The organism is Pseudoalteromonas sp. ABV4_021, from assembly GCF_056159365.1.
This window is the reverse complement of record NZ_JBSWVB010000002.1, coordinates 444,076-461,740: the sequence shown is the minus strand read 5'-3', so window position 1 is coordinate 461,740 and position 17,665 is coordinate 444,076. Positions and strand designations below refer to the sequence as shown.

Below are 17,665 nucleotides of genomic sequence, written 5' to 3'. Positions count from 1 at the left end.
CAATATAAACTCAATATTCGCGTCACATTTGCTTCATATGCTGAACTTAAAACAGCTTTATGGCCAATGTTATGATCCATGTCGACCAAGTAATCGCAAAACAATTTCCGCAACTTATAAATAACCCTTTGCTTTATAAATCAAGCAGCAAATTATTAAAAAATTTAATGCACGAAGGTGATTTTCATCAATTTGAAAATGATTTTCCGCATTTATCAGGGCTTGATTTTGTAGAGCAAGTACTTGATTATTTTGATGTTAGTTATTCTGTGCGAGATAGCGAAAAGCTCCATATTCCCGCATCAGGGCGTTTGGTGATAATCGCCAATCACCCAATTGGCTCGCTCGACGCATTGGCATTAATTAAATTGATTAGTGAAGTGCGTAGCGATATTCGCGTGATGGCAAACCAGTTGCTTTATAGCTTAGCGCCGCTACAAGAAATGTTAGTGCCAGTTGATAACATTAAAGGCACAACCAGCAAAATTACTGTTAATCGCATAAAAGAACATTTGAGCGATGAAGGTGTGTTGCTGATCTTTCCTGCTGGCGAAGTATCACGTTTAAGACCAACAGGGGTGCGTGATACCTTTTGGCAAAAGGGCTTTTTGAAAATCGCAAAAGCGTATCATGCTCCCATACTGCCAATGCATGTTGATGCTAAAAATTCACCGATGTTTTATAGCGTTTCAATGCTTTATAAACCGCTTGCATCGTTCTTGTTAGTGAACGAAATGTTTAAGCAACGTAAACGTAATTTTCCTATACGTATAGGCGCACTTATTCCTCATAGCGCGTTTAATGATTCACCACTTCACGATACGCAATTAACTAAACTGTTTAAAAAACATATTTATGCCATAGGTGACGGTAAACCAGGCTATTTTCAAACGGAAAAATGCATTGCCTTGCCAGAGAACAAAGCAAACTTAAGCCGCTTAATTCGTGAAAAATGTAAACTGCTTGGGCAAACCCATGATGGAAAAATGATCTACTTGTATCAGCATGGTGATAGCTGCGTAATTATGCGTGAAATTGGCCGCTTACGTGAAATCGCGTTTCGTGCGGTGGGCGAGGGCACAAATCAAAAGCGCGATATTGATAAATACGATAGTGATTATTTACACCTAATTTTATGGGATAAAGACGAACTAGAAATTGTCGGTGCATACCGTTTTGGTCGTGCTGATGTTTTAACACAAAATGCAAAAAGCGCTGGGTTATACTCGTCAACGCTTGTGAATTATAAAGACGAAATGGCACCTTATTTTGCAAAAGGACTCGAACTTGGTCGCAGTTTTGTGCAGCCAAAATACTGGGGCAAACGCAGTTTGGATTATTTATGGTTTGGTATAGGCGCGTATTTGCAGCATCACCCTGAAATTCGCTATCTATTTGGCCCTGTTAGTATAAGCGGCACGTTACCTGAACCTGCAAAAGATCAGCTGGTAAGCTTTTATTCCCATTATTTTGCTCATCAAAGCACATTAGCAACATCAAACAACCCGTATCGCTACACAAACACGAATGAATTGCCAAATTACACAAACGAATACAAAGAAGACTTCAAAGCACTAAAAAGCACATTGGCAGGGCAAGGTGTGGCGATCCCCACTTTATACAAACAATATACCGAGTTGTGTGAGCCTGGCGGCGTTAAGTTTTTGTGTTTTGGTGTCGACCCAGATTTTAACAATAGTGTAGATGGTCTTGTTTTAGTTGATTTAAATACATTGAAACAAAACAAACGAAAACGTTATTTAAATCAGTAGATTTACCTGCAGGAATATGTCAGGTTAATAAGAAAACAAAAAGGGTTTTGTTGTGATATCTGTTATTCCTCTTTACGCGGCGCTGCTTGGCTTGATTTACATTTATTTGAGTGTGGCAACGCTAACGCGCCGCAAAAAAATTCTCGTCGCGTTAGGCGATGGCGGCGACAAACTGCTGCAAAAGAAAATGCGAGCGCACGGTAACTTTCAAGAATACGTGCCAATTAGTTTAATATTAATCGGATTTTCCGAATACCTAGGTGCTGCATCACTGTTTGTTCACGGATTAGGTGTTACACTGCTTGTTGGGCGTATTTCTCATGCCTATGGTGTCAGCATGCTACATGAAAAATTAGTATTTCGTGTAACAGGCATGGCATTAACCTTCTCATCTATTTTGCTTAGCAGTATCGCAATACTCTATCTTTTATACCGTTAATAAATCGCTTTAAAATTCAGTGAGGTTAGTTATGGCTAATAATCAGTATACGCCGCCAAAAGTGTGGCAATGGCAAGCGGGAAACGGCGGCAAATTTGCTAATATCAATCGTCCTGAGTCAGGCGCGACACACGATAAAACCTTGCCTCAAGGAACACATCCGCTACAACTTTATTCACTTGCTACGCCAAATGGTGTAAAGGTGACGATTCTGCTCGAAGAACTAATTGAAATGGGTGTTAAAGACGCTGAATACGACGCCTACTTAATTGATATTATGGAAGGCGAACAGTTTAGTTCAGGTTTTGTTGAGATTAACCCTAACTCTAAAATTCCTGCGTTGCTTGATACCTCCACATCACCAGCCACACCTGTGTTTGAATCAGGCGCTATTCTGCTTTACCTCGCCGAGAAATTTAATTGCTTTATTCCACAAAATGCTAATGACAGGGCGAAATGTTTATCTTGGCTATTTTGGCAAATGGGCAGCGGCCCTGCATTAGGTGGCGGGTTTGGTCATTTTTACGCGTATGCACCTGAGCCACTGGAATATCCAATTAACCGATTTACTATGGAAGTAAAACGCCAGTTGGATCTACTAAACAAAAACTTAGCACATAATAAATACATGTGTGGTGACACCTACACCATTGCTGATATGGCAATTTGGCCCTGGTACGGTGTATTAGTTCGCGGCGATTTATATGATGCTGCTGAGTTTTTAGCGGTAGATGAATACCCACATTTAAAGGCATGGGCCGACCGCATATTTGAACGACCAGCGGTACAACGTGGCCGCAGAGTAAACCGCAGTTGGGGCGATGAAAGTGAACAATTGCACGAGCGCCATAGTGCGGACGATTTTAATTAAACCGTAAAGGTTAATACGCCCTAGTTATATTTTATTTATTTTTGGTTGTGAGGATAAATGTGAAAAATATCACGCTACAAGAATTAACCACTGCCGATGCTGAGTTCATTTTTAACTTAGTAACGCAAGCGAGCTTTAAAGAACATATTGGTGATAAAGGGGTGTATGACCTAACCAGTGCAGCAAAGCACCTTGAGGAGAAGTACATTCAGGCCTACCAGCAATATGGCTACGGTTTATGGGGTATAAAAGATCTCGACCGTAATTGCTTTGTTGGCGTATGTGGCTTAGTAACACGCCCTGATTTTGACATTCCTGATCTTGGCTATTCGTTACTTGATGAGTATACAAAACAAGGCTATGTGGCAGAGGCAGCGCGCAAAACCATTGAATGTGCCCGTGATACGCATGGTTTTGACACATTAAATGCCATTACTTCACCCACTAATAATGCGTCAATTAACGTGCTTGAAAAACTTGGCTTTAAGTTTATTAAGCAATTTGAACTTGCCGGTTATGACGGGGTTTCTAACCTTTATCAATTAACGCTTTAAGCTCAGTTGCAACCGCGTTATTGATGTTGTTCCATGCACTGTTTAACGCGCTAACAAGCGGGCCGTAGCCGTCATCGTCAAGCGATACGGCTTGATTAAAGCCTTGGCTATACACGATAGTGGCCGAGGTATGCTCAAGTTTATATACCGTCACTATACCCGCTATTACACCTTCGCCGTTTTGATTAGCTTGAAACTTAGTCAGGTAATAATCTACGCGAAAGGTTGGTAGCGTGGCATTAATTGCAGATTCTAATTGTAGGGGAATAACACGGCTTTGCGACAACTGGTTATCCAGATTAACCACGCTTGCTTGCAGTAATAATTCACTGGGACTGCTGCTCCACAAATGGCCGTTGGCACTTTGAATTTGTAGTGGCGCAACCTCTACAGCAATACCTCGATTGGCAAGATGCCCGGTTAACTTAAGGTTACTGACAATAATATTAGCGCGCGCTTGTTTGCCTAATTTATTTGGCGCAAATTCACCGCCATCAAGCTGGTAATAACTAATAGTGTCAACTTGGCTGCTACACCCGCCCAATAATAAAAAAAGAACTGAAACCAGTAAAATACGCATTGTGTTATTGTTTCCTTGGGGTTGGATCGGTTGCCAATTGTTTATCAAAAATAAACATATTAGGTTGCTCATTTAGGCCTTTTGACAACGGCTGCAATTGCTCTGCTAATTGTTTTAACTGATCAAGTGTGCTGTTTAACTCATGATAAATAGCTGAACCTTTTTCGTAATCTGACATGGTTTTTTCAAACTGCAACATGGTTTCATCAAATGTCGCCATCGATTTTTCTACTTGCGCTAAGGTTTCATTAAACTCATTAGGCAGTGCTTGCGTGTCTTTACGATTTAAAAGCTCACGCAGTTCAATGGCGAATGTATTGTATTCGTTCATTGTTTTATCAAAGCTATTAAGCGGTGTTTGCATATCTAAATTGTTAAACTTCGCTAGTAATTCCGACACTTGGTTCGCCATTACGCTAAAGCCACTAGAGGTACTTGGAAACACTTTTAAGCCAGCAAATTCAGATTGTTGAAATGGCTCAACATCTTGGTATAAATCAAAATCGATATAAATTGAACCTGTGAGTAAATTACCGGTTTTTAGCGATGCTCTTAAGCCTTTTTCAATCCAGCCATCTAGGCTATTTTGCCAGAATTCTTTGGCAACTTTGGTATCGTGGAAGATACGCTTATATTCAATTTTAATCTTAACCGGCACAGCCGTACTGTCAGTTGAAAAATGGGCAGGGCGATTATCAATCACTAACATCGCAGGCGCTTCTTCAACAGTACCAATACGAATACCGCGATATTCAACTGGTGCGCCCGGTGTTAGGCCGCGAATTGATTGCTCAAACTGAATAACATAGTAATCGTATTCGTCGTAGCGATGTTCTAACGCTTTTTGGTAATCGCTGTTTAGTCTAAACGTTTGGTTTTGCTTAGCTAAAGCATCGGGTTTTTCGCCCTCAGGAATAGCAAACGAAATACCGCCTTTAAGCATTTTTGCAAGAGAACTGGTTTTAAAATTAATTCCATCCGCAGATAGGTCAACTTCAATCGCTGAGTTCACCCAAAACACCACATTTTCTGTGACTAGATTTTCATAAGGTGAACGAATAAAAATGCCATAGCGCATAATTTGCTGTTGCCAATCAAACTTTGCAGTTTCAACTTGTCCAACGCTGTAGCCGTTATAATAAATCGTTGTACCAACATCGATTACATTGGTATTTTTACTGGTAAGCAAATAGCGCTGACCTTTTATGTTATCGGGAATTTGGGGCGGCGTATCTAGTAGCGTAAATTGACGGGTTCTGGCATCACTTTCACCCGGTAAAAATTCAAAATAAACGCCCGACAACAAAGTGTTTAACCCTGAAATACCAGTTTCGTCGATGCGCGTTTTAACAATCCATATTTTTGCGTCTTGATTAAGTAAATGCTCATAATCTTTGTCAATTACCGCGCGTGCTACAACTGTGGTTTGATCTTCAGCAAGGCGCACTTGGGCAATGACACCCATTTTTACACTGCGTACTTTAATTTCTGTTTTGCCGGGGATCACGCCTTCTGCATTTGGCATGGTAATGTAAATGCTCGTGCCTTGGCTTTGTTGGTATTGATAAAACATCCAACTTGCTACAAACACGGCAATAAGTGGAATGATCCAGATAGGTGAGAGCGTTCGCTTTTTACTAATAGCGGCAGTAGGGCTCATTCAGAAAACCTCTTTTTATCCCAGATTAAACGTGGGTCGAATAGTTGCGCAGCAATCATAGAGGTGATCACCATAATTGCAAAAAAGATTGCACCAACACCAATTGTTATCGACATTAAAACGCCTAATTGTACTAATGAAACTAAAATAACCACAACAAACACATCGATCATCGACCATTTGCCAACTAGCTCTATTAAAACATAAGCACGTGCTGCTTGTTTTCTACTAATGTGTTGTTTTTTTGTAACTAAATAACACAGCCAAAATAATACAAACAATTTGCCGATAGGAATACAGATACTGGCTATAAAAATAATGATAGCGATTGGGTACGAGCCAATCTGCCACAGTGTAAAAACACCATTAAGAATAGTGGAAGGTTCGTCAATTGAGAAAATCCAAGTGTGCATTATCGGGAAAAAATTCGCTGGTATATAACAAATTAGCGACGTGATGGTAAATGCTAAAACCCATTGAATATGTTGCGTATTGCGTACCGACGTTTTGCTATTACAGCGCGTACACGTATCGTCGTAAGTTAATAACTGACATACATGACACGCGCGCAAATTTTGATTTTTAGCGCGCGAGCCTAAGTTTTCATCAATTGCTATTTTGTTTTGGTCGGCGAGTTGCAGCCACAAACTATGGCTGTCGTAATAATATAGCGTGAGCGAGTAACACAGCACAAAAGCGGAAAACGCCCAAAAACTTAAACCAAAGGTAATTTCAGCCATTGCCATAATTTTAATCATGCTGATCAGCACGCCAATTAGGAATATTTCCGACATAACCCAAGGTTTTAAGTAGTAAATCGTTTTTAAGCAAAATCGCGAAAGCGGCTTAGGTAACACATACAAGGCCCCCATATGAAGCGGAATAAACAGTGTTAATAACACAAAAGGCAAACCAATAATGGTGATATCAATCAGTGCTGCGACGAAAAAGTTATCTTGATAAAACAATATTTTTGCCGCGTCGAGCAAATTGATGGTTTGGCTTAACCCTTGATTGCTAAACGAGATAAACGGGTAGAGTAAGGCGCTAAATAGTAAGATAAGTGACGCGATACTAAGCGCAACCACTTTTTGAGCGCGCGCGTTAATTGTGCGGCTTAATAAGGTATGACAATTTGGGCAATAGGCATGCTCCCCATGGCTGAGCGTTGGGATACTGACTATTTGATCGCAGTGATGACACGCGAGTTGTATTTCCATTAAGGTGCTTACTTTGTCTTGTTACTCTTTGATTTTCTTATATCCTTGATTGTAAGGCAAGAAATTGTGCTAGGATATTTGCTCTAATAACAACAAAGGACAACAACCATGGCGCAATCAATTGGACTGACTAAACGGCTGCTGTGTCGTTGCTATCACATGGCGTTACGCCTTGCCTTGTTTGTTTATCCTATTCCACGACCAAAGTGCTTTAAAAGCACGCAACTTGATAGTTGGCTTGCTGAACTAAAACAACAAGGTATTGAACGTCTATTGGTGGTTACCGACAAAACCTTGCTTACACTCGACATAGCAGCACCTGTAATTACGGCCCTTGAAAGTGCTGGCATTCGCACCTCTATTTATTCAGATATTTTACCTGATCCCGATATTAACGAAATTGAGTCGGGTTTTACGCTTTATACACAAGATAAGTGCCAAGGCATTGTTGCAATTGGTGGTGGCTCGGTGATTGATGGCGCAAAGCTAATCGGGGTGCGTGCAGCAAAGCCGCATAAAACACTCACGCAATTACGTGGCTTGTTTAAAGTGATGCGCCGTTTACCGCCGCTAACGGCAGTACCAACTACCGCAGGTACAGGCTCAGAAACAACAGTTGCAGCGGTGGTTTCAAACCGCAAGCAGCAGGATAAATTCGCAATTGCAGATTACTGTTTAGCGCCCAAATACGCGTTATTAATGCCTGGATTAAGCCAAGGCTTACCGCCTTTTATTACCGCTACAACCGCTATGGATGCGTTAACACATGCATTAGAAGCATTTATAGGTATTAACGGCACACAATTTACTAATCAAAAAGCGTTAAGCGCATGCAAACTCATTTTTGAGAATTTCCCATTAGTGTTGCAAGAACCAAGCAATATTAAGGTACGAGAAAACCTGCTAAACGCATCCTTTTATGCGGGCGAAGCGTTTACTCGTACATCGGTAGGGTATGTGCATGCTATTGCCCATCAGCTTGGCGCGAAATATCACGTCGCTCATGGCCTTGCTAATGCGGTATTGCTGGATGTAGTGTTAACGGAGTATGGCGAGACAATACATTCTAAATTGGCACTTATTGCTGATTATTGTGAGCTAGGTGATAACAAAATTGACGACCGATCACAAAAAGCAGCGCTGGTGATTGAAACAATACGTGAATTAAAAGAATTGGCGAATCTTCCAGCCAAAGTAGATGAGCTTGATGCTACGGATATCCCAGATATAACAACCGCCGCTATGAAAGAAGCACACCCCGATTATCCTGTACCAGAGTTCTGGTCAAGAAACCGGTTTGACCACGTTTTACAGCAAGTTTTAAATTAAAGCTTGGGGTACTCTTATATTGTTGTTGGTTTTAGGGGGATATGTGTTAGGTGGAGGGCTGTAGTGAGTAAATAGCGGTAAATCACAATTACTTTTCTATTTCGTCAAAGTATATTGCTTGCATAGTCAGGAAACAACCCAATCGCTCGTTTTTGTCCTAAGATAAAAGCCATCACTGCTGCATTTTGATTGCACTAGCAAATAGTTATGAAGTTTGTTACAAATGAGCCATTCACGAAAACGAGCGATGTTGTGGTAGAAAAACGCGCGATTAGCTCACTATAAACATGTTATAAGCCTTTGAGAGATTTGTGTTAAATCAAAAAAATAAACAACTACTAAGAGTTTTAATTGGAGCTTCAGCTCTGATTTGCTCAATTATATATGGTAAGTTATCTAGTGATAACGAGTTGGAGGGGCTAGAACAAGAAATCTCCCAATTACATTTGAAGGATGGGAATACTGCCAAGCTAATATCCTTTTATGAATCAGGAAAAATAGTAGCTTTAAAGATCGGCATTAAAGGGTTTAGTCGAGATGAGAGGCAGTTTGAAACAAAGAGAACTCTTTATAAAGAGCAAGCACTTACATTTGTTTGTCAAAACCAAGTACTTTATAGGTATTTAAGATCAGGTAAGCGAATTCAAGTTGATTTAAATATAGAGGATAATTCAGTAGACATATTTGCTAATTTAAATCTCACAACAAGTAAGTGTGGTAAGTTCAGCTTATAACAAACGCATCAAAAATGACGTCAAACGCTTGGCTGACGCTCATTCTTCGCTAATTATAGCCAAGCATTATCCGCATTTTATGCGGGCGTTAAGTAACAACTTATCTGAATTAAAGGGAATTAAAAATGTCGGAAGAAGTTAGACGAGAGTTCATTGTAAGAATTGATGATCTTAGGTCTCAAATATCATCGCGCTACAACACATTGAATCTTGAAGCTATATGGCTTTTTGTTGCGACATTGGGTTGCTGGAGTGTAAATCAGGTTTATGTTCAAATGTTAGCTATTATTCTAGTGTTAATGTTTTTTTCATCGAAGGTAGCGAAAGATCAAAACTACGACACTACATTTGCTCGTCTTCTAAAGGATATACGTAAAGATATCGAAGAGTCAGTTCTCGAAGGTGACACCAAAAAGGCTAGGTTGCATGAACTAGAAGAGATTGATAGAAACTTGTTAGGGTTAAAGTCTATCTATAAATCTACGCCTATGTTCCTAATGGGGTATGGTTTTTGGACTATCTCAGTATTTGTGTTTGGCTTTCGTTTATTCGGGGGTGCAGTTGCTTAACTTTAGAATCAATGGGATCAGTGACGTTGATTTAAGTTGTTAAATCCAATCAGCGGTCGAGTTTGGCAAGTATCTGCCTGTCAGGTTTTAATTATCCCTTTTAGACAACTTTGGTAGTTCAAAATCAAATTTAATTAGCGAGTAGTTAATATCAAACGCGGCACATCGTTGTTCATACGATTGCGCCGCGATTGACTATTATTTATAAGCTAAGGTTACTCGGCAAGGGTTTTTAGTTGAGTAATTTTATAGCCGCTTGTCGCGCTTGAATCTTCTTCCAGAATCAAAATGTAATTACCGGTTTGTGAAAAGTCGATATCTGCCATTTGTAAAACGCTGATAGTTTGGTTGTTTACTTCATAAGTGACGGTTACATCGTAACTTTGAGAGTCTAATGTCAGCGATTTTGTCGCGAATGCATCAATGTTTTTGATGTAGCTTGTGGTGTCGTCAATGGTTTCATTACCCTCCGTAAAATAGATATCGACTTTGGCGATATTGGTATCATATGGTGAGTGATCAATCAGGTTAACAACCTGCACATTATGCGATACCGCGTTTGGCGTTAAATCCTCAGTAATCGATATCATTGCAGGATAATCGTTAGTATGTTGATAGAAAATACTGATAAGAGATGTGTTTTTGTTAACTGCCTCAACAAAATTATTCACGATAGGGTTATTAGAGCTATCTAACATCGATAGTGTAAAGGTGCCTGCGTTCGCTGGAAAATAATCGGTTACTGTGTCGGATGGGGTTGCAGGCGTTGTAATATCGTCTTTGGTGCTAAGCGCATTAAAGGTAACGGCTGGGTACTCATCAATCGCATTGTAAAAACGCATTTGCGACATGGCATCAACATGGGTGAGCGAGGTAACGCTTGAACCATCAGAAACTAAATCAAGTGTAATGCCACCTGGTTGCGATGAAAAGCTCGGGCGTAACATGGCAATATAGCTTTGTTCATCATCTAGCTCCACCATGCTCGATTGAAAAATAACCTCATCGCTGCCAGTGAGGGTGATGTAAAAGGTGTAATGATCTTCGCTTTTTTCTTGTAGCTCAGGTAGCGCTAAATATTGGGTTGAAGTTAATAGCTCGGCATCCACAAAAGCGTAATCGTCTTTAGCAAGGTAAATATCGTATTCTTGCTGATCTGAAATGGTATTAATGGCGCTGATTTGAATTTTGTCTTCGCCGTCGAATTCGCTAATTGCAAATTCGTCAAGGCGTGGCTCGCTGTAGTCGCCCGATAAGACTTTTAGCAGCTTTACATCGCTTTTAATGGCAAGTGTGTCGTCATCACTCAGCAGCGGTATATAGTCATCATTATCGTTTAAATAAACGTAGTTTAACGCGTAGTCGTCACGGTTATAGTTATGGCGGGTGGTTACTTCACCAAACGCTGCACCGGTGCGTACGGTATTGTCGATTTCGAGATAAACCGTTGGGCTGTTGGCACTGGCATTATACATTTGTACGAAACCTGTGCCGGATGAATCGTCACTACTGCCGCAGGCTGCAAGCATAGAAATGGCGAGGAACAGCGTTGTATTTTTAACATTTATCATTATTGTTTTTCCATGAGTTGGGTTGTTATCTACCCTGAGTATGTCATGGGAAAATCAATGCTATAACCATTTTTACTTACTATTACAATGGGTTACAATAAGTCACTTGAGTAACATATTCTCACAGTTTTAGTAAGTAAAACGTACCCCTACATAAAAGCGCCTGCCGTTACGATAAACCGCTTTTGGTGAGTAATGACTGCCTTCGTAGAGGTAGCTAATTTCGTCACCGAGGTTTAACCCTTCAAGATTAAGCGATAAATTCGGATTAATATGATAGCTAAATGTGGCGTCAATTTGCGAAAAGTCATCTTGCATTTCAAGGCCAACGCCGGTAGCGAATTCTGTGCGATAGTTGTGGGAAATACGGGCACTCAGCCATTCATTTTCAAAGTAACCGGTTAGGTTAAACGTATGCTCTGAAGTACCTGGAATAAAAGCTTGCTGCTCGGTGTTACCATCGCGTTTACCATCAACAAAGGTGTAGTTTGTAATAATGCCAAGGCCTTGTAAAAACTCATGTTGATAGCTCAACTCAATACCCCAAACATTACCGCCTGCGCCATTAATCGGTCGGTCAATGGTCATTAGTATGTCTTCGTGTACTTCTAATTGACGTTTAAACTCAATAAATGATTTTACGTCTTTGGCAAACGCGGCAACCGATAGCAAACCAATATCTGAAAAATACCATTCGAGTGACATATCAAATTGAGTCGCGCGGTATGGGTCGAGGTCGGGGTTGCCGCCTTGTCCTTGTGCTTGTGTAACGTTGTAATTGGTTGATGGCATTAAATGATTGTATTCGGCGCGCGCCATAACTTTTGCAGCGGCAAAGCGAAACGCGAGGTCGCGTTTTAAATCAAAGTTCAAGTTAAAACTGGGCAGAATATCCGTGTAATGCTTGCTTTGTTCTTGCCACACAAAATTAGTTTGGGCAGTACTCGGCGATGCGATTTGCTGGTAGGCGCCCGCATCTTGAATGGTATTAACAATGCGCACACCTACATTAGCGCGGAATAAATCGGTTAGTAGATTTAGCTTGGTGTATAAAGCACTGGTTTGTTCTTGAATATCAAAACGGCTGGCTTGCTCTACCTGCTGTTCAAACGGGTAATCGCCATAGGCGTTTGCAAGCGATTGCGTATCGGCAAATGCATAGTGTTTAAGTGTTTCATCGGAACCTATGCCGTGTAAATAGTCCTTCGGAAAGGGCGCACTAAAATTTGCAAGTGTCCAATCGAGTGTATCTTTAATATCGCTGTAACTGCCGTTATTTGAACGTAAGCGTTCAAAATCACGTTGGTGATTTCGATATTTAATACCAAAATCAACACTGTCTATAAGATTATGAATAAGGGCTTTTGAAAAATCAGCTTGTAAATACCACTCTTGATCAACGGAGTGCTGAGAGTCGTTTCTAACTTCGCTTATCCACCAGTTTTCAGCTTGGCTTGGATTGAGTTCATAGTGGGTTTTAATGTCGCGTTTGTCTCGGGTATCGACGCTAAACCCTGTATTTGCCGACCACTGCGATGTATTGTCGTCGTAAGTACCGCCGCTACCGCGGGTAAAGCCGAGCTGGTATTCATTTTGCCACAAGTTAACAGACTGCATTGCTTTAACGTTAATACTGCTAGTCTTAATGCTTGATTGACGCCAAATTGCTTCCATAGAGGTACTAAAAGGTTCTGAGTTTGTGGGGTCTACCTTCGAATAATCGGCGTACGCTAAGGTATTATTGATGATTTGATATTCGTTAATTACACCATCGCGTGAAAATACGTTTGATGGTTGCCATAAAAAGTTTTGATTTGTGTTGTCTGCATCTAACTGTGAATACAAGGCATCAAATTCAAATTGCCATGTGGCACTCGGCTGATAATCAATCGCCATGGTTGCGCTGGTACGCAAGCGCTCTTGTTGGAACACCGCAGAGCCGCCACCACTTGGGGTCCAAATGTTTTTTATGTCAGCGCTGTCATAGTTGCTGTATGCTAATTTGCCATCATCGCGTGTTTTAAAGTGTGCTTGATGCCAACCCCAAGACTCCAAACCATCTCGGCGCAAGGTGCGCTGTTGGCGGTTTAACGTAAACAACATACCAAAATCGCGATTACTGTTTACATAGTTGTAAAAGGCAGCAAGTTGCGGGTCAAGCTCGTTTGATAAGTCGCTATATTGGCTTTGCAGCGTGACAATAAGTTGGGTGTCGGTTGTAAGTGGCCGGTGGGTTTTTATATTAATCGCTCCGCCAAGAGAGCCTTCGTCTTGGTTCGCTTGTGGCGTTTTAAATACCTCTAATTTGCTAACAAGTTCAGCGGGTAGCATGGTGTAGTTAAAGCCACGATTTGGCTGCGATGAAATCCACCAATCCGCTGATGCGATATTTTGACCGTTCAAAAACGTTCTATTTTGCCCCGGCGTAGTGCCGCGTACACCAATACGCTCGCCTTCGCCCATTACACGCGTAAGCGAAATGCCGGTAACACGCTGAAGTGCTTCGGCAACGTTTTTGTCGGGAAATTTTCCGATTTCTTGGGCACTTAGTACATCGCTAATTGCCGAGTGTTGTTTTTTATCGGCAAGTGATTGCAATAAGCTCTTATGAATGCCACGTATTTCAATGGTGTCGAGATCGATGTCGGGAGTATTTGCAAACGCACCGTTCGAGAGAAACGCAGCTATCGACGCCATAGACATTGCGCGTAATTTAAAGCGAAGGTGTGCTACCTGTTTATTATTGTGTGTTTGCATATGATCCCCTTTGCACTTTAAACGACTGAATTATATGAACTGCGTGTATTTACTGAGCGATAGTTAACGCTTAAAATGCAATCACCATAATACTGTTATACGTGCTATAAGGCTAGACTAATTTTGTCACTCACTTCGTTACCTAACTCATTAATTCAAATAGACAAAATTTTAGTTGATTTCAGCGCAATGCGAATTAAACGAGCGGGTACATGGCATAAGGTTGAAAGCAAGCAGCTGATATTGTTGGCGCTACTGATTGAACAGCAAGGGCAGGCAATATCGCGCGATGAGTTGCTCGATAAAATTTGGCCAAATGTGATTGTTAGCGATAACTCGCTTAGTAAGTTGGTAACGCAATTACGCAAAACGATCGGTGACGATCGTAACGATCAAAGTATTATTCGTACCGTACCGCGAGTAGGCTATCAGTTAATTGCGACTGCGACACACCTTGAACATAAAGCGGCATCGTTTAAGCAGCAAAATTTCGCGATTGTGGGGGCATTATGTTTAATGTTAGGTGGGTTATTTAGCTTAGGGCTTTCGCATCTAAGTAAGCCTTATGCGCTTGGCGATGATTATACCGAGCGACGCATTACTCTGCGAGGGGGCGTAGAGCAGGGCGCATCTTTTTCAAATGACGGGCGCTATATGGTGTTTAACTACCGCGCAATTGGTAAAAGCAATACCGACTTAGCAGTGATGGACTTACAGCAACAGATTTCCCATGTTATTAAAAATGCCAATTACTCTGAGCAACGCGGTGTATTTTCCCCTGACCAAAAATGGTTGGCGTATATTCGCAACGACGCGTTGCAATGCAATATTCGGGTGATATCAACGACTAGTGCGATAGAAACATGGCGTTTATCACTCGACAGCAAACTAGCCGATTGTCCGTCTGGTTTGCATAAAATGGCGTTGAGTTGGCCGCAAGATAACCTACTAATAGCCCACTTTAATCACAGTGTTATGCGATATTCATTAAACTTTGAACCGTTTCCTCGAGCGGTTGATAGTCCAAACGTAATTGTTGAGAATGTTGATGAAATAAGTGTGAGCAACGATCATTTATTCACACTTAATACGGCAACAAACACCGTGGAAAAACGCGATTTTTATGGCAAGCTTTTGACAACGCTGTCTCATGAAGAGCGCGGTATTAAAAAGCTCGCGGCCGACAATAACACGCTGTTGCTTGTATCCGACAAGTTGGCGTTTTATAAACAAAATAAGCGTATTGGCGCTATGAAGATTGAGGGTGGCGATATTGATGAAATCAGCATTAATAGCAAAAATGGTGATATTCTATTAAGTAAAAGTCAGTCAAATACGGGGTTATTCTCGGTTTCATCCGATGGTGTTGAACAACTTGGGTCGTCAATGAATGCGGTACGTGCGCCGATTATATCGTACACAGGCAATAAGTATGCATTTTTAACCTTAAATAAACGCTCAAATAAGGCTGAGGTTTGGCTTAGCCATGTTAATAGTGACAGTGTGCAGTTTATTACGTCACTTTCAAATTCTCACGTGCCTGAACTTATGTCGTTTTCACCAAGCGGCAATTTTTTACTGTTAGGCTATTTAGATTCCCATCTTTCGCTGATTGATTTAACAACTAAAAATAGTATTATCGTGGCAGAAGGGCAGTTTGACAATGTGTATTGGCAAAAAGAAGGCGATGGCGTGTTCTATGCAAAAAACGATGGCAATACCAGCACTAATTGGTATTTTGACTTGTCTACTGGGTTAGCGCAGCCGAACGCGCAATCGTTAGCATTAGATTTTATGCTTGCTAATAAAGAATACCGAACGCTTATGACAACGGGCTTTCGAAGTTATGCTAATCATGTGGCTAAGTATTTAGCTGAACGTGTTTTTGACCCTTTGTTAATTGATAATATTTTACCCTCAAGCCAATTATTCAGACCAAACGTCTATCGAGACGGTATTTATTTTATGGTTAAAAAAGGTGAAACCTTATTATTGTTTGATTATCAATTTGAAAGCCAAGAATATCGTGAAGTTGCGGACCTGAGTCAATTTAGTAATGCGCCAAATCACACGCTGACTATTACCAGCTCTCACGATGGTGATGTCGTGCTTGTGAATCTCGTCGATAATCTACAATCAGATTTGGTTTTAATGAGTAAAACCCAAGCCAATTAAGCCATGCGATAGTTAGCCTAAGTACCTAGGTTAAGGTTTAGCAGCAAGCTTTCGTTTTAGTGCTTTCATTTCACTGAAATCAATTTTTTGAGCATTGGCGTTATCAATTGCTCTGTCTAACTGTTTGTTTGCACTTGAAATGTCACTTTGTTGATACGAAAGTTTAGCCTTTAAGAACCAGGCTTCGGCGTTATTTGCGTTTTGTTGTAGCACAAAATCGATTTGCTGATGCAGTGTTTTGTATTCTTTTTCTGAAATATTAGCTTGGTTAAGTGCCAATCGGATGAGCGCGGTCTTTGCGAGCAGATGGCCTTTATCACTTGCTTGTGTTAACCATAAGCGCGCTTTTTCCATATCGTAATGAACAGATTTTTTGACTAACAACTCGATGCCTAAACGGTACTGCGCCGATGCAAAACCATTTTGTGCGCTTAGTAAAAGCCAGTTAAGCCCCTTTCTACGGTCTTGAGCGGTTTTATCGCCAGCAAGTAACTGCGTTGCAATGCGATATTGTGCGAAGGGATAGCCATTTTTTGCAGCATTTAGCATAAGGTTTTGCGCTTCACTTTGTTTAGGCCAGTGGTATTTAAGCAATTTAGACGCGTTGTGTTTATCGGTGGTAAGCCATTGTGCAATGCGGTATTGCCATAAAGCGTTACCATTTTCTGCTTGTTCAATTACCTCAGCAATGTGTTTTTGATATTCACGTTGCTGACGCGAAAAACCTTGCTGATAACGTTTTCCTTTAAATGTGGTGAAGTGATAAAGCAAACTGCGACGTTTAATGGGGAGTTGCTTGCTTTGTTCAAAGCGCCAGCGTTTTAACGCCATTAGCATGGCGTTATCAAATGTTTTTTGAGGGTAGCTATCAATGATCTGCGCGTTGATCACGGCTCCTGCACCATCAATATCATATTCAACCCATACCCAACCTTCTATACCGCGATCGACCGCATGTTCTGGATAAACAGGATCAACATTAAATGACTTTATTGGTTGAATTAATGTGTTAAATGCTTCGTTAAATTGAGGCGCTAATGTGGCCACATAGTGTTGATAGCTAAGTTCTGTGTCGAGTTGTTGCTTTGCTTGGTGTAACGCGTCGCTGTTTTGTGTCTGCGTGGCGATGTACTCTGCGGTGTTTTTAGCATCGGTTATTCCAAATTCTCCGGCAAGTGAAAACCATGCATACGCTTTGTTGATGTCTTTTTTTACACCACGGCCGTGTAAATGCATAACGGCAATATTAAACATGGCATCGCTATTACCTAGTTTTGCAAGCTGCGAAAATTCGTTTAAGGCTTTTTTATATTCACCATTGGTATAGTTAACTGATGCGCTCAGTAAATCGGCTTTTAAGCTAAAATGCATAAGCGAAAAACACAGTAACAACAATGTCGTAATTAGATAACGCAATGACAAAACCAAATAAAG

General features: G+C 40.9%; 14 protein-coding genes. 8 read left to right on the top strand and 6 right to left on the bottom strand.

Going from position 1 to position 17,665, the window contains the following annotated elements; translation table 11 throughout:
• Positions 1 to 71: 71 nt before the first annotated feature.
• From olsF to ACXAFE_RS16355, 4 genes are read left to right on the top strand one after another with little or no spacing between them, the layout of a single operon-like run.
• Positions 72 to 1,772: a bifunctional ornithine lipid synthase OlsF gene (olsF, locus tag ACXAFE_RS16370; RefSeq protein ID WP_475154877.1), complete on the top strand. Its 1,701-nt coding sequence runs from the start codon at positions 72 to 74 to the stop codon at positions 1,770 to 1,772.
• Positions 1,773 to 1,824: 52 nt separating this feature from the next.
• Positions 1,825 to 2,211 (top strand): MAPEG family protein, encoded by a 387-nt coding sequence (locus ACXAFE_RS16365; protein ID WP_475154874.1) that lies wholly within the window; start codon positions 1,825 to 1,827, stop codon positions 2,209 to 2,211.
• A 31-nt stretch (positions 2,212 to 2,242) separates the two neighbouring features.
• On the top strand, positions 2,243 to 3,082 hold the full coding sequence (gene yghU / locus ACXAFE_RS16360; RefSeq protein WP_475154870.1) for a glutathione-dependent disulfide-bond oxidoreductase: 840 nt from the start codon (positions 2,243 to 2,245) through the stop codon (positions 3,080 to 3,082).
• A 59-nt stretch (positions 3,083 to 3,141) separates the two neighbouring features.
• Entirely contained in the window at positions 3,142 to 3,636 is a 495-nt protein-coding gene (locus tag ACXAFE_RS16355) for a GNAT family N-acetyltransferase (RefSeq protein WP_475154866.1), read from the top strand.
• Here ACXAFE_RS16355 and ACXAFE_RS16350 read toward each other — a convergent pair.
• From ACXAFE_RS16350 to ACXAFE_RS16340, 3 genes are read right to left on the bottom strand one after another with little or no spacing between them, the layout of a single operon-like run.
• On the bottom strand, positions 3,611 to 4,216 hold the full coding sequence (locus tag ACXAFE_RS16350) for a PqiC family protein (protein ID WP_475154862.1): 606 nt from the start codon (positions 4,214 to 4,216) through the stop codon (positions 3,611 to 3,613). The two genes, ACXAFE_RS16355 and ACXAFE_RS16350, sit on opposite strands and share 26 nt — an antisense overlap.
• Positions 4,217 to 4,220: 4 nt before the next feature.
• A complete protein-coding gene (gene pqiB, locus ACXAFE_RS16345; RefSeq protein WP_475154858.1) occupies positions 4,221 to 5,876 on the bottom strand; it encodes an intermembrane transport protein PqiB in 1,656 nt (551 codons plus the stop codon).
• Positions 5,873 to 7,096, bottom strand: a complete 1,224-nt coding sequence (locus ACXAFE_RS16340; RefSeq protein WP_475154854.1) for a PqiA/YebS family transporter subunit — start codon at positions 7,094 to 7,096, stop codon at positions 5,873 to 5,875. Before ACXAFE_RS16340 ends, pqiB begins: the two co-directional genes overlap by 4 nt.
• Positions 7,097 to 7,204: 108 nt before the next feature.
• On the opposite strand from ACXAFE_RS16340, the gene ACXAFE_RS16335 reads away from it, so the two are divergent.
• The 3 genes from ACXAFE_RS16335 to ACXAFE_RS16325 all read left to right on the top strand — a co-directional run bounded on the left by ACXAFE_RS16335 (position 7,205) and on the right by ACXAFE_RS16325 (position 9,728).
• Positions 7,205 to 8,425 carry an iron-containing alcohol dehydrogenase gene (locus tag ACXAFE_RS16335; protein WP_475154850.1) on the top strand — a complete coding sequence of 407 codons (1,221 nt, stop codon included), beginning with the start codon at positions 7,205 to 7,207 and terminating at the stop codon, positions 8,423 to 8,425.
• Positions 8,426 to 8,736: 311 nt separating this feature from the next.
• Complete coding sequence (locus tag ACXAFE_RS16330; RefSeq protein WP_475154846.1) at positions 8,737 to 9,159, top strand: hypothetical protein; 423 nt, start codon at positions 8,737 to 8,739, stop codon at positions 9,157 to 9,159.
• A 125-nt stretch (positions 9,160 to 9,284) separates the two neighbouring features.
• The gene (locus ACXAFE_RS16325) at positions 9,285 to 9,728 is read left to right on the top strand and encodes a hypothetical protein (protein ID WP_475154841.1); all 444 of its coding nucleotides are present in this window, start codon (positions 9,285 to 9,287) and stop codon (positions 9,726 to 9,728) included.
• Between the two features lie 215 nt (positions 9,729 to 9,943).
• Here ACXAFE_RS16325 and ACXAFE_RS16320 read toward each other — a convergent pair whose 3' ends face one another.
• Positions 9,944 to 11,299 (bottom strand): hypothetical protein, encoded by a 1,356-nt coding sequence (locus ACXAFE_RS16320; protein WP_475154836.1) that lies wholly within the window; start codon positions 11,297 to 11,299, stop codon positions 9,944 to 9,946.
• Positions 11,300 to 11,428: 129 nt separating this feature from the next.
• Positions 11,429 to 14,056 (bottom strand): TonB-dependent receptor, encoded by a 2,628-nt coding sequence (locus tag ACXAFE_RS16315; protein WP_475154833.1) that lies wholly within the window; start codon positions 14,054 to 14,056, stop codon positions 11,429 to 11,431.
• A gap of 123 nt (positions 14,057 to 14,179) precedes the next feature.
• On the opposite strand from ACXAFE_RS16315, the gene ACXAFE_RS16310 reads away from it, so the two are divergent.
• Complete coding sequence (locus tag ACXAFE_RS16310) at positions 14,180 to 16,231, top strand: winged helix-turn-helix domain-containing protein (protein WP_475154829.1); 2,052 nt, start codon at positions 14,180 to 14,182, stop codon at positions 16,229 to 16,231.
• Between the two features lie 30 nt (positions 16,232 to 16,261).
• Here the strand turns inward: ACXAFE_RS16310 and ACXAFE_RS16305 are convergent, their stop codons facing one another.
• Positions 16,262 to 17,647 carry a TonB family protein gene (locus ACXAFE_RS16305; RefSeq protein ID WP_475154825.1) on the bottom strand — a complete coding sequence of 462 codons (1,386 nt, stop codon included), beginning with the start codon at positions 17,645 to 17,647 and terminating at the stop codon, positions 16,262 to 16,264.
• Positions 17,648 to 17,665 lie beyond the last annotated feature (18 nt).